Source organism: Sporosarcina quadrami, from assembly GCF_014836615.1.
In the GTDB taxonomy this organism is placed as follows: Bacteria; Bacillota; Bacilli; order Bacillales_A; family Planococcaceae; genus Sporosarcina; species Sporosarcina quadrami.
The window spans coordinates 119,103-134,113 of the sequence record NZ_JACSQN010000009.1 but is presented as its reverse complement, the minus strand read 5'-3'; the positions used below and the strand labels follow the sequence as shown (position 1 = coordinate 134,113).

The following is a 15,011-nucleotide window of genomic DNA, read 5'->3' as shown; positions in this document are numbered from 1 at the left end:
TAAATACTTGAATATTCTATCCGATATTAGTATCGTGAGCGGAAAAAGAGTTCGGCCGGCTCTAAACACCGCCCAAAAACAGGGTCACATGGACGTGAACCTAACATACACTCAAGGAGGAAAATAACATGATTATCAATCACAATATCGCAGCACTTAACACACACCGTCAATTGGGCTCAAACAATGCACAGGCTTCTAAAAACTTGGAGAAATTGTCTTCTGGATTACAAATCAACCGTGCCGGAGACGATGCAGCTGGACTTGCAATTTCTGAAAAAATGCGCGGTCAAATTCGTGGTTTGGATATGGCAGCAAAAAACTCACAAGATGGTATTTCGTTAATTCAAACTGCTGAAGGTGCTTTGAATGAAACACATGATATTCTTCAACGTATGCGTGAACTTGCTACACAAGCAGCTAATGATACAAATACATCATCTGACCGTGGAGAGATTCAAAAGGAGATTAATTCATTAACTTCTGAAATTAACCGTATCGGGAACACTACTGAATTTAATACTCAGAAATTGATAAATGGGGATAAATCTTTAGAGTATACGGGTACATCATCCATGGCGGTAGATTTAACTGGTATGTCAGGTGGTTCTATAACGGTTATGGGTAAGCAAATTGACTTTGATACTAATATTGCTGATACTGGTGCGGCTATTGTTGCTGCCATTAACGGTGATACATCTTTAGGTGAAAGATTCACTGCTTCGTTTACCGGTTCAACTGTATCAATTGTTACTGACACAAATGCATCATCAGTAGGAATGACAGCAAGCATTACAAGTGCAACTGGAGTTGCTGCCAGTGCAGTAACAATTACTGAAGGTGCATCTACTGATACTAAGGCACTGAATTTCCAAATTGGAGCTAATGAAAATCAAGGAATGAAACTTGATATTACTGATATGCGTGCATCTGCTCTTGGTATTACAACGGCAGGTACAGCAGGAGGTTCTTTAGGCGTTACTGATGGTACGAACAGTATTGTTACAGAACAAGCCCTAGATGTTTCTACACATGATAAAGCGGCATCAGCAGTAACAAAAATTCAAACTGCAATTGATATCGTATCAGGAGAACGTTCAAAACTAGGTGCTACACAAAACCGTCTAGAACACACAATCAACAACCTCGGAACTTCTTCCGAAAACCTAACAGCTGCGGAATCACGTATCCGCGACGTGGATTATGTTTTATCAGCTGCATAAGCAACTGAGACAAACACAGTCGTCCTGACTGGTAACGGTCAGAGAGTACGACCGGGTGAATTGCTGGAAACCCCTGAAACTGTTCTTGCTACAACGTAACTGGAAACGGTAAGCGTGAATGCTCGAAAAAAGAACAGATTGGGCAATCAGCAGCCAAGCTCCTGTCTCGAAAGAGTGGAGAAGGTTCAACGACTAGGATAGACCATCTAAAGCGCAAGCAATGATGATGAAATCCGTAGGAAACGCAAGTGTGAGTATCTTGCCGATCCGAAGTGCCCGGCCCCTACCCAGTGTGGAGGGTGAAGATATAGTCTAGTCATTAGTGAAAGCTAATGTTCGCACGATGGCGAAAGAGATGATGGACTTCACGAAGAACAACATCTTAACTCAAGCAGCACAAGCAATGTTGGCTCAAGCACAACAGTCATCGCAAGGAGTTTTACAACTTCTTCGATAATGTTGTACGGGCGTCTTATCTGGCAACGGATAAGATCATCACTGGGTGAATTGCTGGAACCTCCTGAGAGCTCTTCTACCACAGCGGAACTGGAAACGGTAAACGTCATGGTTTGAAAAAGAAGAGATTGGACAATCAGCAGCGAAGCCCCTGTCGGGAAACCGTGGGGAACGTTCAACGACTAGGATATACCGTCTAAGGCATCCGCTATGACGATGAAATCCGTAGGGTCCATTCAACAAGGGATTCGAAGTGCCCAGCCCCTTTAAGGCAACTTGAAGGGTGAAGATATAGTCTGACCTTTATAGAAATATATTGGACGCATCGCAAGCAAATCAACAGCCTCAGGGCGTTCTTCAATTGCTACGTTAATATGGTTAATAAAACACGGTCCGAGTTATCGGATCGTGTTTTTTGAAATAGTGAATCTTATCTAAGCTTGTTAATGTATGCTAATGCAGATATAATGTCTTAACACTTAAAAATAATATAAGGAGGAGATTATTATGACGGAAATTATATTGAATGAGAACCAACGAAAATTAAGAAAAATGCTCGAGAAATTACTGAACGATTTGAAAGAAGATACTTATGAACATAATTTTTCGTCCGCACAAAGGCAAAAAAAAATTTCGGATATGGCAGATATTGCACATCAACTTCACATTTCATTAAAAGATGAAGCTAGAGAACCCCGACATCATAAATATATGATAAAAAATAGAGGGCTTAGTCCAGACCATAGAGACTTCTATAAGCATATTCACCCGGTTGAGGATTTGTTAGCTTTCATAGATGATGAAAATTCAAATGATGATCCGTTTGACTTAACTATAGACATAACGTTTAAAATGCAAATTTACTCTCGTCGATGGGGACATACTGACACTTACCGATTTATTAGAATTGAAGAGGGATGGAATGTATCTTTGCTTTCTAGGTCAGGTTCATGTGACAAAAAAGGGTATCCTGTTTTCTACGAAATATTAGATAATGATTTAATAAATTATCCGGCAGAGCTACCTAATTATATGGGGTGGTTATGGGATTCTGCCAAGGAGAAAGGACTCACCAAGGAGGAAGTTCAAAGTTCATTAGACGATATAGCTAAGTGGATAAATTCTTGTGAAAAAAGTAGTCCCAAAGGCATTTTTAAGGGGTTTAAATAATGATAATAAATGATGTGGATTCCGAAATGAATCAAAGAGGAGCAGTGACTTTTTTAGACGTACTAGGATGGAAAGGTATTTGGAAAGAAAACCCTAATGCTATCAACTCTCTTTTAAGATTAATTATTGACGCAGAAGACAAAGCTAAAGAGTTCACACTAAATGCAACCGAGTTAAATCCTGCTTTCCGTGGTATGAATACTGAAGTAATAAGTATTTCAGACACAATAGCTATTTTCACACCAGGTGATCCAAATATTGCTTTAAAAATTCATGGTCAATTATGTAAATATCTCATACCTGAATCTATCAGAAGGTCTATTCCTTTAAGGGGGGCCACTGCTTTTGGAAATTATTCAAAACAAGAAAATATTATGATCGGGCCAGCCATTGATGAATCGGCTAGTTGGCACGAATCCACAAATTGGATAGGAGTTATCTTGTCTCCATCAGCTATTTTTGAGTTAGGTGAAGATGTACCGAGCCCCTGGATTAAATATCATAATATTCCTTTCAAGAAAAGAATCTCTTTAAAGTACTGTGTTGAATGGACATTTGAGGAAGAAGATATTCTTAATCATTTTAAAGATATGGGGCCGTTTGTACCTGAGATAGCAGAAAAATATATTAATACTCATGACTTTCTGACTTTTATAAAAGAGTTGGATAAAAATCAAGTTATTGAAAAACTAAACCCTACAAATTGGTTGGTAAAAATTATAAATAAATTTTTCGGATTTTTATAATAGAATCTTTTAATATATTATTATAGCGACGTATAACCTCTATCGGTGGTTCTGCACTAGTAACAGCTGCCTATAAACAATGACGAAGCATTGTGTTGATTGCCGTTTTCATTTTATCACAAAACAATACTCCGCTAACTGACTAATCGTCAATCCAGTCTGTTGCCGGATTCTGGCTAGATTCACCCTATGCTCCTATTTTAGAATAATCTGATAATTTCTTATTTCTATTTGTTGTAGCCGTAATGGCTGAAACGTGCAGAAAATGTGGTTGTTGCAAACTGTGTTTGTTGTTGGGTCGATAAAGAGTGATAGCAGGGAAGAGAGCTTCTCGTTTATCTCCGCAGTTGGTTTTTTAATTTGATACGTTGCAGGTAGATAGATGGTTGTTCTTTTGGCGATTGGTCTAAGTGGCTGAATGGGCAATGCCTTCCTGTTCATTGATTCGTGCAACCATGGGGATACTAGGTGCAGGAAATAGTGGATTTGAAATTTATCGTAAAGGAGTAAGCGGTTTTGCCCGTCGATTCTGAATTGTAATTGCCACTTTTGCCATAGCAACTGCGTAAGGAATTCATTCTCTTCTCTCGTAAAGCTATCCGTAGAAAGAATGATTTTGCTTGCAACCCCTTTGACGATTTTCAGATGACCATCATCTTGATACCACCAAGCGAGTGAGCGCTCATTCATATATTGTTGAATCCAATCCATCGGCAAGTTCTTCTTTCCGCTCGGATACCAAATTTCATATAATGCTGTTATGATTTCATGCGTCTTTGATTGGACGACATAGCTCTCTGCAAAGCCTTTCTTCAATCGTGGGTCTAGTACTTTCCGATAGGCAGGGGCATTCACAGGGATATCATACCTCAATTGCTCATAGCAATGCTGCGCCCATCCAACGTCTTCGATTCTGTGCATAAATTGAAAACGCGGCTTCCTCCCTTCCTGCTTCGTAATACAGCCATCCCCTAGCAATTTACCACAGATGAAATTCGTAAAAGCCATCTCAATGCCACCTCCGGAACGTATATTCCTATTCTACTAATCTCAGATCATTTATGCATTAATTGAGCAGTGAAAAAGTCGTTTTATACATCCTTGCGAACAGTATTTAGAAATTCATCGTCGAAACGTATAAAATTCCCTCTTTTAACCGATATAACAACTATAACTCACTACAAACCAACGGAGGAAACCATTTTGAAATTAATCATCGGTGAACAACATACAGACTACGCGGCAACACCTACAGCAGAAGAAGTAATCGAGCACATTAATGAGCAGGTGACTGAAGGATTCCACTTCAGCCATTTCATCGCAGACGGAGTAGAAGTATATGACGAGCATGAAGAGTACTTGGAAGAGAATCTAGCTTCAACTGAACAACTAGAAGTGGTCATCAAATCCGAGAAGGAGTTCATGAATGATGTTCTTCTTTCAGCAGAGGAGTATTTACAGCGTGCGAATCCTGAAGTGACTGCATTAGCTAAAGAATTCCAAAGTGTTCCGACTAGTGACACTTGGGAGCATTTTGACATGCTGCTGGGCGGAACTGAGTGGCTGTCTGACATGTTGAAAATCGTGAGTAACAGTAAAGAGCGTCCTTCTAACTGGAAAGTTTATAAGGATTTTACAGGCAATTTGCATTCTGAGCTATCCAAACTAGGAAAAGCGGTGGAAAAGAAGAAGAATAATGAGATTGCGAAGGTAATAAAACAAGGGATCTTACCGATTTTTGAACGATTGGAAACTGAGTTAGGTAAGACGATTGACTCAGAGTATACTCGTAAAAATTTGAATTGATTTATAAAGTCATCCTGTGAGACGTTGACTCGTCCATAGGATGCCTTTTTAGATGGAACTGTACATAATTGCGTTGGCTGATCTGCTATTGTTTATCAGTTTACAGGGAGATGGAATCAGCATGAAATACAACATTATCAAAGTGGATGAGTCAAATAGAGAAGCAATCTTGAAACTCCGTATGTCCGATGAGCAGAAAGGTTTTATCGAGACACCTGCAGAGTGTCTGAAAGATGCAGAAGACTATCCTGAATTTCGACCTGTCGGGTTATACACGGATGAAAGATTAGTCGGTTTTGCAATGTATGGGGCGTTGCTCGATAGTGATGGTGGCCGTAATATATGGATGGATCGATTGTTAATTGACGTACCGTTTCAACGCCAAGGATATGGTCGGCTTTTCACGAAGCTACTCATTGAGCGCATGATGACTGAGTACGGAAAACAGCCCATCTATTTAAGTGTGTTTGAGGAGAATAGTGGCGCGATTCAACTTTATGAAGAACTTGGATTCTCGTTTATTGATGAGTATGACTCGGATGGGGAACTGATTTTTCGAAGGGGATAACTGTTGCTGGGAAGTGAAGTATTGGATTGGAATTTCTGAATTGTGTGAGTGCCTGGCACATACAAATTTGAAACTTAACCGGTTTTCCAACGTACATAAAGGCAGCGAGTGAATGGAGTGGAACCGATGACATACATAGTACCGATTATTCTAGCGGCAATCCTATTGATAGCCGTTTATCATCTTCTGACGAAAGATCGAAAGAAACGAAAGCAATTTCGGAAAGAATGGAAAACAGCGACATTCAGCAGACCAGAGGAAGCGACCAGTTCTGTCGTTTCTTATTGGGAGAATAAGAAAAGGGGCACTGTCTACGATGGTGTCGATGCATTGACATGGGCTGATCTGTCGATGGATGAAGTTTTCAAAAAAATGAATTATACGCAGACGTCGGTAGGGTCAGAGTATCTGTTGAATCAATTGAGAGATATCCAACTGACGCAGGACAGGCTTGAAGAAGATGAAAAGCTATACCGTGAAATGGAGAACAATGACGAGCTTCGCGAAAGACTTCTGCTCATCTTATCCAAGCTTGGAAAAGGTGATTACACAGATTCCTCTGCATTTTTCTATGGGGAACATACGAAGGGATTGAAAAATCCGTCCGTCTTCTGTGTGCTTTCTTTACTACCGGTCGCTTCGATTGTCCTAATGTTCTTTCAGTTGCAAGTGGGACTGCTTTGCCTGTTTACTGCATTCATTATTAATGGCGTCATGTATTATCGTCATAAGAAATTGCTGGAGTACGGTTTGCATTCCGTCGGTTATGTTGCGGGTATCATTCATACGGCGAATAAGGCAGCTGCTGTCAATGAGTCTTCGCTTTTGGCAGAGACGGACCGTTTGAAAACCAATTTGAAACCGCTTAAGAAGATTTTATTCCTCAATAATTTCGTCTCGATGGGAACGAAAGGCGGCGGTGATTTTGATGCCATCTTTGAATATATCCGCATCCTGTTCCTTCTCGACTTCGTTACCTACAATCAAATCATCGGGACGGTGACGAAGCATAAAGAAAACTATCGGGTCGTGTGGGAGGTTCTCGGGCGAATCGATGCAGCGATCGCGGTGGCTTTTTACCGTCATACGCTCCCCGTTTATTGCACGCCTACTTTCACTTTTACGGAAGCGAAAAAGATTTCATTCTTGAATATGGCTCATCCTTTAATTGACGAGCCCGTAAGGAACTCTGCGAATTTAAGTAGCAACACTTTGATAACGGGCTCCAATGCCTCCGGTAAGTCGACGTTCATCAAAGCCGTCGCCATCAACGCAATTCTCGCTCAGACGATTCATACGACACTAGCCGAAAAGTGGTCCATGCCGCCGAGTTACGTCGCGACATCCATGGCTGTGCAGGATAACGTGCTGGCAGGAGACAGTTACTTCATCGCAGAAATCAAATCACTGAAACGGATCATTCGAATGTTGGAGGAGGACAAACCGTGTCTGTCGTTCATCGATGAACTGTTGAAAGGGACAAATACTGTTGAACGGATCGCCGCCTCCGCTGCCATGATGGAGTGGCTGTCAACAGGGAATGGCATGAACATTACCGCCACGCATGATTTCGAATTGACCGAAATCATGAAAGGCACTTATGACAATTACCATTTCACGGAGACATTCGAAGATGGCGATATCCATTTCGATTATACGATTCATAGTGGTCCTTCAAACTCAAGGAATGCCATAAAACTTCTTGAACTGTTAGCTTACCCATCCGACATGACGGAGCGGGCGAATACGCTGGCGGAAGATTTCATGGCGGAGCGTGAGTGGCGGGCGTTGCTGCGTGGATGAAAAAGACTTTTTCGGTATTCATAGTCGTCGCCCTGCTGCTTTCCGGTTTGTCATGGGCGGTTTCAGCTGTAGTCTATGAACGGAAGGCGTTTTGATTGGTGATTTATTTCATTCAGTCAAATTTCACATTCTTCTAAAACTATTTTGACAATGGATGAGTTCCATGCTAAAGATAGTAGGTAACTAGCATGACAGAAACATGAACTTGCTGATACCAAGCTAGAATAGTCATCGGAGGAGAGAGAAATGAGTTTCAAGGCAGCAAATTGGACTACGCTTCTGTGCGCAGTGATGACCTTAGTATTTTTCGGTTTATTCATCTATACACGTGATTCTGGTATTACGGTTCCTGTTTTTTCTAGGCATATCAAAATAATTGTGCTGTTGCCGCTCATGACTGCTACGGTTCTTTTCATGGCACGGATCATTGCGCTGAAGAGGGACGAAAAGCGTTTGGACAGGAAAACCTTAGCCACAGGAGCAATTTTTGTGGCGGTCATTATGGCTTTTCGGTTACTGTCGGAACTGATGCGCGGATAAAATGGCGGTGTGCTGACTACTTATTAAACTTGTAAGAATCTAAACCATTCTTTGTTGATCTGGTTTGTGTCGATTAAGGATAAAGGAGAAATCCATCGTGAGAGAAGTACTTGGAAATTGATGAAGACCTTCTTATCCATTACTTGCAGTGGAATTGTGTGAGTGACTGGCACACAATTAATAGCAAAAAGGAAATGCACTGTCTTTTTTGGACAATGCATTTCCTTCTTTCAATCTCTATCATCGCTCACACGCATATCCATCCTTATCCCTATCCATCTTCGACTGATATGCTGGATGCCCCTGTGGCACGCCGCTCGGATACTTTTTGCGCAACTCCGTGCAGTTTTGGAACCATTCACTGCCACCAGTGCTGGCCACCGGATTTTTCGTATTCGCCGGAGGTGTTGGTGCGGGTTTGCTCACAGCGGGAGGCGCAGCCGGTTTCTTCGCTGGCACTGCGCTGCTGACAAATCCTGAATCAGTCGCGTAGTTTTCAACGGACCAGATGCCGATCCCTTTCTTTTTCGCCACTTCCTGCGACTCCTCGAATGGCGTCAAATGGCGGGTGTTCGGCGGGTAAACATAGGCGACGCGGGCAAGACCTGCCGCGAGCAATGATTTCTGCACGCTTTTGCCGTCCACGTACACATAGGCGAGAAGCCGGTCGTATTTGTCGTAGCGTTCACCGATATCAAATTCCACTGTTAGTTTCCCGCTGTTGACGAGCTGTCGGTTCAATTCTTTCGCCTCTTCGCCGAACGGCTGCTTGCCGAGGCGGGGATGGTTTGTTTCCGGTGTGTCAATGAGCAAGTAACGGACATTGATCTCTTGTCCGTTGTAAAGGACTTTTATAGTATCGCCGTCTATTGTTTTCACGAGTTTGACCGGCACTTGTGCCGTAGTGCCAGATGTATCGACCTTCTTGCTTGGCGCTGGCTTTGTTGTTGCGGCTGGTTTCTTTTGTTCTGATGAAGTGACGGTCGGTGTTACAGTTGCCTGTTTTTTCTTTTCCGCTTCTTGTGCTGGTTCTGTGTTGGAAGCTTCTTCTTTATCTTCTTTCTGAACTTCTTTTTGCGTTTGATCATCTTCCTTCTGCGTCACTTCTTTTACCGTAGCAGGTGCTTCCTGCTGTGTATTCTCCTCATCCATTCCATCGACACACCCTGTCAATGCCAGGACAAGGCCGATCATCAGCATCGCGGGAGCCAATTTCGTTTTATGGTTTTGTCTCTTTTGCTTCTTCAACAGGTAGACACCCCAGATGGCGATTGCGATGCCAATGAAGAAAAGAGGGAATTTAATAATCAAACCTAGTAATATGAGTATAGAGAGACCTTTCAGTAGTACTTTCAAACTTGTATCCTCCTAGTTGCTAGATGCTTGGGGTTTTATTGGAATTGCATTGACTAGTATAGCAGGAAAGTTTATAAGTGACGATAGTTTAAAAGAAGGATTGATTGATAAGTTTTAGGATTTAATAAATTTTAGACACTTACTTTGATGAACTAATAAAGGGGAAAAAGTTGGATTGGAAGAAATTTTAATTAGATGAATGGTCTTTAATGAAAATACATAGATTCCGCCAACTATTGCGTAGAGTATGAATTATAAACAACTCAAGAAAAGGATGAGTAAAATTAATCAAAAAATATTTATCAATAACAAAATACTAGAAGTTCAGCAAAAAGGAAGTCATGGAACTCCTATTATTATTTTAACAGGACTAGGTTGCTCTTTTGATGACTGGCATGAAATTACTGAAGAACTGAGCATAGATAATAGAATTATAATGTTCCATAGACCTGGTCTAGGGATGAGTGAGATAGGGGATGAGAGTAGGACAACTCAAGCTTCTGCTCAAGAATTGAAGGAGGTGTTGCGACAGTTAGCCATTCACGAGCCCATTATTCTTGTCGGACATTCCTATGGTGGTTTGTGCGCGCAGCATTTTGCAAAAGTATATCCAAAGCTTATAAGAGGAATCATTTTAGTAGATTCGACTTCTGTTGACTTCGCCATTCTTAATACATTAAAGCTACCTGTTTTAGATGATGATAATACAGATGAGAATTGGATTAAAAAATGTAAGCTATATTCTTCAATGACTACAGAGGATTTGCGAAGTGTTATCAATCCATCATTATCGGAGAAGCAAAAACAATTCCCGTCTCACATTCAGCAGAGACTAATGGAATTTCAAGTGAATTCAACACTTTACAAGGCAATGGGGTCAGAAATAACTCATTGGAAAAGGGATGCTGAACTAATAAAGGAATTAGAAAGCTTTCCTGACGTACCTTTAATTGTTATTGGAAGAGATAAAGAATATTGTATCAGGATTGGTGTAGATGAAGGTTTGCCCGAATGGGAACTACGGTTGTATGAAGACAAATGGGAAGAACTTATTTCTGAGCAAGTATGTCTAACAAGCCAATCCAAATTATTTTACGCTAAAAACTCTGGTCACTTAATTTACTTAGATAGACCGGATGTTTTAATAAAGTGTATCAAGGAAATCCAAGTTGACTAGGTGTGATATATTTCTTGAATTAAAAGTACTTCCGCGTTATTAATTATTAAACTATAAATACTAATAAGGATGTGCTATACAGATGTGGAAGGATTACATAAGTACAATTTCAAAAGATTATTCATTCAAACAACCAGCATCCACAGTTGAAATTGCACAAATTACTGAGAAACTAAATGTCGAGCTGCCAAGAAAATTGCTAGAATTATATAATGAAACAAATGGTGTATATGATATTTTCGAGTGCCATTTAATATGGCCAACCGAACGAATCGTAGAGGACAATCTATTCTTCAGGAATTTTGATGACTATAAGGAGATGTATATGCCGTTTGATCACTTGCTATTTTTCTCTGATAACGGATGTGGTGATTTGTTTGGATATAGAATATTGAATGGTTGTATTCAGACAGATGATATTTATGTATGGAACCACGAGGATGACAGCAGAACATGGGTCGCATCCTCTTTGGAAAGCTTTATCAAGGGGTCGATTACAGGTGAGATTACTACTTGAGATGATCCCGTTATAATAAACACTAAGTGATGCGTTACAGTCGTTTGCCCAGTTCAAACCATCCTTGAAAATGGAAAGTTGTTGATTGGCTCGAACTTGAACGGTGCCGGTCCTATTTAACCAAAGTTATTTATTGGAAATATGTGAAGTGAAGTGACAACCGATTTTCTTATATTAGTTAACAAAACTAAACAAAATGAAAAGAAGGAAATGCATTGTTTTATATACGACAATGCATTTCCTTCTATCTGTTTAAATCATATATGTTCATCGACTTTTGTTTTAGTAGACCTGGCGTCCCGATACAATTTCATATTGTCACTCGTCCTGTACCCGCTCAATCCCAGCTGTTTCAATGTCGGTATAGAAATCCCCATGGGTAACATCCAAACGCACTGTCAGCCCCTTATTCTCCTCGACATTTGCTACTAATTCATGGGCGGTTTCAGGAATATAGAACAATCGTACAGCAATATGTTGTTTACGACTATCGGTCCAGCCTATATATCTTTCGCCATGATAGGATTCAAAGAGTGCATCGAAATGAGGTTGGTTGACGTCATTTATGACGATGAATGCAACTTTGTCCATGTAAATTGAGACTTTTATATTGCCATATTGCATGTCGAAATCTTCACGCCACGCGTCTTCCGGCGGTTCTGTCAGTTCAAAGGCATCGCCTAAAATTGCCTGCACTTCCTCTTGTGACATTCCGATTGTAATGCCATTTACATAGAATCGATTTTCCTTCTCGATCACTTCAGGAAACTCACTGCCTTCGTCTTTCACCAAAGGGACGGGCTCGTTTACAGGTGGTTTCGGAGTCGGCATTTCTTTGCCTGGCGTCAATCCCGTTTGCGTATATTGCCCCGTTAGCATAGTAATCGTGAAAAACACGCTTAATCCCAGTAAAATGACCGTAACAAAGCCAACTGTCCAATTGAATTTCGGCTTTTTCTCCGGTTTTTCAAAATGTTGGAGGACATTCTGTTTAATTCGTCGCTTACTCTCATCCATGTGTTTCAGTTCTTGCGGTTCATATTTACTCATGCATAAGCACCTCCCATTCAATGCCCTCAAGTTTGGGACGAAGCAGTTCTTTACCACGCCGAAGCCTTGTTTTCACCGTGCTTTGCGGGATGGCTAAAAACGCTGCAATTTCAGCAATCGTCCATTCCTCAAAATAAAAATAGACTAAAACCTCCCGTTGCTTAAGAGGTAATTCCAAAATGGCGTCACCAATTAAAGTCTGCTCATCTTTTTTGACAAGATAATCCGACCGCTTTCCTTTTGTAAGTGAAACCAATTTATTTTGCAAAAACACTTTTCGGTAATTCCAGCTTCTTAAATAGTCTAGACTTCTATTCACCGTCAACTTCTTTAAATACGCCTTCAACTTCCCTTGTTCTTTATATAGATTTTGCGTTTCATAAAATTTGATGAACACATCTTGCACTATATCTTCAGCCGCTTGAAGATCTTTCACATAATAAAAAGCCAAGCGCAACAAATCATCCGTATTGTCATCGATCAAGTTTTCCAAGTTGGCAAGGTTAAACAATATCCCACCTCCTCATTTACATACTAAACGAAGCTCACGTGCAAAAGGTTTGGATTTTAGTGTGCATTACTCAACTTTTTATAATTGTGTGTGAGTTGTGTGAGTGACTGGCACACACACAAACTAATTTCCCGTTGACACTCCATGAATCCTCACTTTCCTCCTCTGTAACACAACTGTAAGATTGTAAATCTTTCATCCCGGGTAACTAAGAAGTAGAGCACGACGAACAGACTTTCAAATTATGAGGAGGAAATTATAATGATGAATGAAAAACGTTTTGTAGGAATGTATAATAACGACGCGCAGTTAATGACGAAGATTGATGATTTGAAAAGACAAGGAATCGATGATGATAATATGTATGTTGTCACACAGCACGAATCAGACGTTTCGATGTTCAAAGGAAAGGCTTATGCAGAGAATGACAGGCATTCCGAATCATGGCTGGACCGTTTCATGGATTTCATAACTGGTGAGGATCACGTGCACGGAACGTTACATCAAGCGGGAGTTCCAAAGTCGGATTTGGAACGTTACCATACGGAAATCCGTAATGGCGGTAAGCTGCTGTATGTGGACGAAGGTGAAGTAAGCAGATTACATGCTACTGACCGTAACCGTTTCACTTCGAATACGATGGCGACAGATCCTAATCTTGGAGCGAATGCAGTTTCAGAATACGATGAAGGCGGTTTGACTGGAGAAGTGGGTCAGCCTCATATGGGCACAACAGGTGCTTATCAGGATACGCCTATCCATGAAGGTAGGAATGAAAGCTTCGGGAGAGTAGGCGGAGAGGCGCTTCGTGACGATATGAGCTACAGAACGCCTCCAAATAGCCGAAACACAGAAACAAACCGCTTCACTGATCATACAGAAGAAGAGAGTATGCAACTTCGTGAAGAACGGCTTCGTGTTGACAAACAACAAGTCGAGCAAGGTGAAGTCTCGCTTCACAAAGATGTCGTCTCTGAACAACAGTCTTTCGATGTCCCAGTTTCACGAGAAGAAGTATATATCGAACGGCGCCCAGTAAACGAAACGGAAACTGATGACTTCAGGATGCAAGAAGACGATGAAACAATCCGTGTGCCGGTCATGGAAGAACGGGTTGAAGTAACGAAAATACCATATGTCGCGGAAGAGATTGTTGTAGGTAAGCGAACTGTTCAGGATACCGAGCGAGTAGATGAAACGGTGAGACATGAAGAAGCGCGGTTTAATAAAACAGGTGATGTCGATGTGGAAGGTAATCAGTTGAATGAACCGACGATGCGTTCGAACAATAAAAATGAATCATTCTAATAAAATAATAAAAATGGGAGCCTGCATCTATTGCAGGTTCTTTTTAGTGTGGAAATCCATGAAGAAAAGGCATTGCTCAAGAGCAATACCTTTCTCATAAAATGACTTATTTAATCACTTTCATCCGATCTTCCACAGGCATGAATTCCTTCTCGCCAGCTTCCATCAACGGTTTACCGAATGGCATTTGAGCAAGCAATTTCCACGATGCAGGAAGCTCCCATTCTTTTTTCACATCTTCGTCAATCAATGGATTGTAGTGCTGAAGACTTGCGCCGAATCCTTCATCTTCAAGTGCTGTCCAAATGACGAATTGTAGCATGCCTGCCGATTGTAGTGACCAGACAGGGAAGTTATCTTTGTACTCTACGAACTGCTCCATCATTGACTCGACAATCGCCATATCTTCAAAGAATAGAATTGTTCCATATCCTCCACCGAAAGTGGCCATACGTTCTTCTGTACTGTGGAAGTTTTCAGCAGGCACGATTTTACGCAATGTGTCTTCTGTTATCTTCCACAGTCTGTCGCTTTGCTCACCTAATAGGACGACGACGCGGCCCGTCTGGGAATTAAACGCGGAAGGGGTATGTTTAACAGCGTGGCTCACAATTTCTTCAATACGCTCATCTGAAATAACTTGCTCAGAGCTGATTGCATAAATCGAGCGGCGACTTTGTACGGAATCCAAAAATGTTTTCGTCATGAATAAAACCTCCAAATTTAAATTTGTCAAGCAGTGTAGATGCTTCTCTGTTAGTATAGATGGTAAAGATTCAT

At 41.0% G+C, this 15,011-nt stretch carries 15 protein-coding genes and 1 pseudogene; 11 read left to right on the top strand and 5 right to left on the bottom strand.

All coding sequences use genetic code 11. The features are described from left to right. Positions 1-128 precede the first annotated feature (128 nt). The 4 genes and pseudogenes from H9649_RS11325 to H9649_RS11310 all read left to right on the top strand — a co-directional run bounded on the left by H9649_RS11325 (position 129) and on the right by H9649_RS11310 (position 3,595). Complete coding sequence (locus H9649_RS11325; protein WP_191694999.1) at positions 129-1,223, top strand: flagellin N-terminal helical domain-containing protein; 1,095 nt, start codon at positions 129-131, stop codon at positions 1,221-1,223. Positions 1,224-1,566: 343 nt separating this feature from the next. Next, positions 1,567-1,680 (top strand): annotated as a pseudogene (locus H9649_RS11320) (flagellin); the annotation flags it as partial. Between the two features lie 506 nt (positions 1,681-2,186). Further along, complete coding sequence (locus tag H9649_RS11315) at positions 2,187-2,849, top strand: hypothetical protein (RefSeq protein WP_191694998.1); 663 nt, start codon at positions 2,187-2,189, stop codon at positions 2,847-2,849. Further along, positions 2,849-3,595 (top strand): hypothetical protein, encoded by a 747-nt coding sequence (locus H9649_RS11310; RefSeq protein ID WP_191694997.1) that lies wholly within the window; start codon positions 2,849-2,851, stop codon positions 3,593-3,595. The genes H9649_RS11315 and H9649_RS11310 overlap by 1 nt, the downstream gene beginning before the upstream one ends. 195 nt (positions 3,596-3,790) lie before the next feature. Here H9649_RS11310 and H9649_RS11305 read toward each other — a convergent pair whose 3' ends face one another. Then, positions 3,791-4,603, bottom strand: a complete 813-nt coding sequence (locus H9649_RS11305) for an endonuclease (RefSeq protein ID WP_191694996.1) — start codon at positions 4,601-4,603, stop codon at positions 3,791-3,793. Positions 4,604-4,798: 195 nt separating this feature from the next. On the opposite strand from H9649_RS11305, the gene H9649_RS11300 reads away from it, so the two are divergent. From H9649_RS11300 to H9649_RS11285, 4 genes are all read left to right on the top strand, one after another. Beyond that, entirely contained in the window at positions 4,799-5,401 is a 603-nt protein-coding gene (locus H9649_RS11300) for a hypothetical protein (protein WP_191694995.1), read from the top strand. A 52-nt stretch (positions 5,402-5,453) separates the two neighbouring features. Continuing rightward, a complete protein-coding gene (locus H9649_RS11295; protein WP_191694994.1) occupies positions 5,454-5,969 on the top strand; it encodes a GNAT family N-acetyltransferase in 516 nt (171 codons plus the stop codon). A gap of 126 nt (positions 5,970-6,095) precedes the next feature. Further along, positions 6,096-7,772, top strand: coding sequence for a MutS-related protein (locus tag H9649_RS11290; protein ID WP_191694993.1), 1,677 nt, complete (start codon positions 6,096-6,098; stop codon positions 7,770-7,772). A gap of 246 nt (positions 7,773-8,018) precedes the next feature. Beyond that, positions 8,019-8,312, top strand: coding sequence for a hypothetical protein (locus tag H9649_RS11285; protein WP_191694992.1), 294 nt, complete (start codon positions 8,019-8,021; stop codon positions 8,310-8,312). Positions 8,313-8,552: 240 nt separating this feature from the next. Here H9649_RS11285 and H9649_RS11280 read toward each other — a convergent pair whose 3' ends face one another. After that, a complete protein-coding gene (locus H9649_RS11280) occupies positions 8,553-9,668 on the bottom strand; it encodes a thermonuclease family protein (RefSeq protein ID WP_225229827.1) in 1,116 nt (371 codons plus the stop codon). A gap of 247 nt (positions 9,669-9,915) precedes the next feature. Between H9649_RS11280 and H9649_RS11275 the strand changes: the two genes are divergently transcribed. Beyond that, positions 9,916-10,845 (top strand): alpha/beta hydrolase, encoded by a 930-nt coding sequence (locus tag H9649_RS11275; RefSeq protein WP_191694991.1) that lies wholly within the window; start codon positions 9,916-9,918, stop codon positions 10,843-10,845. Positions 10,846-10,927: 82 nt separating this feature from the next. After that, positions 10,928-11,362, top strand: coding sequence for an SMI1/KNR4 family protein (locus tag H9649_RS11270; RefSeq protein WP_191694990.1), 435 nt, complete (start codon positions 10,928-10,930; stop codon positions 11,360-11,362). Between the two features lie 318 nt (positions 11,363-11,680). On the opposite strand, the gene H9649_RS11265 is transcribed toward H9649_RS11270, so the two are convergent. Both H9649_RS11265 and H9649_RS11260 read right to left on the bottom strand, forming a co-directional pair. Continuing rightward, entirely contained in the window at positions 11,681-12,412 is a 732-nt protein-coding gene (locus tag H9649_RS11265; protein ID WP_191694989.1) for a hypothetical protein, read from the bottom strand. Then, entirely contained in the window at positions 12,405-12,923 is a 519-nt protein-coding gene (locus tag H9649_RS11260; protein WP_191694988.1) for an RNA polymerase sigma factor, read from the bottom strand. Before H9649_RS11260 ends, H9649_RS11265 begins: the two co-directional genes overlap by 8 nt. Before the next feature lie 261 nt (positions 12,924-13,184). On the opposite strand from H9649_RS11260, the gene H9649_RS11255 reads away from it, so the two are divergent. Further along, positions 13,185-14,231 carry a YsnF/AvaK domain-containing protein gene (locus H9649_RS11255; protein WP_191694987.1) on the top strand — a complete coding sequence of 349 codons (1,047 nt, stop codon included), beginning with the start codon at positions 13,185-13,187 and terminating at the stop codon, positions 14,229-14,231. Positions 14,232-14,337: 106 nt separating this feature from the next. On the opposite strand, the gene H9649_RS11250 is transcribed toward H9649_RS11255, so the two are convergent. After that, a complete protein-coding gene (locus tag H9649_RS11250; RefSeq protein WP_191694986.1) occupies positions 14,338-14,937 on the bottom strand; it encodes a nitroreductase family protein in 600 nt (199 codons plus the stop codon). Positions 14,938-15,011 lie beyond the last annotated feature (74 nt).

Coding starts and splice junctions, on each gene's coding strand:
- H9649_RS11325 (WP_191694999.1), top strand. CDS start 129: ATGATTATCAATCACAATATCGCAGCACTTAACACACACCGTCAATTG.
- H9649_RS11315 (WP_191694998.1), top strand. CDS start 2,187: ATGACGGAAATTATATTGAATGAGAACCAACGAAAATTAAGAAAAATG.
- H9649_RS11310 (WP_191694997.1), top strand. CDS start 2,849: ATGATAATAAATGATGTGGATTCCGAAATGAATCAAAGAGGAGCAGTG.
- H9649_RS11305 (WP_191694996.1), bottom strand. CDS start 4,603: ATGGCTTTTACGAATTTCATCTGTGGTAAATTGCTAGGGGATGGCTGT.
- H9649_RS11295 (WP_191694994.1), top strand. CDS start 5,454: ATGGAACTGTACATAATTGCGTTGGCTGATCTGCTATTGTTTATCAGT.
- H9649_RS11290 (WP_191694993.1), top strand. CDS start 6,096: ATGACATACATAGTACCGATTATTCTAGCGGCAATCCTATTGATAGCC.
- H9649_RS11285 (WP_191694992.1), top strand. CDS start 8,019: ATGAGTTTCAAGGCAGCAAATTGGACTACGCTTCTGTGCGCAGTGATG.
- H9649_RS11275 (WP_191694991.1), top strand. CDS start 9,916: ATGAATTATAAACAACTCAAGAAAAGGATGAGTAAAATTAATCAAAAA.
- H9649_RS11270 (WP_191694990.1), top strand. CDS start 10,928: ATGTGGAAGGATTACATAAGTACAATTTCAAAAGATTATTCATTCAAA.
- H9649_RS11265 (WP_191694989.1), bottom strand. CDS start 12,412: ATGAGTAAATATGAACCGCAAGAACTGAAACACATGGATGAGAGTAAG.
- H9649_RS11255 (WP_191694987.1), top strand. CDS start 13,185: ATGATGAATGAAAAACGTTTTGTAGGAATGTATAATAACGACGCGCAG.
- H9649_RS11250 (WP_191694986.1), bottom strand. CDS start 14,937: ATGACGAAAACATTTTTGGATTCCGTACAAAGTCGCCGCTCGATTTAT.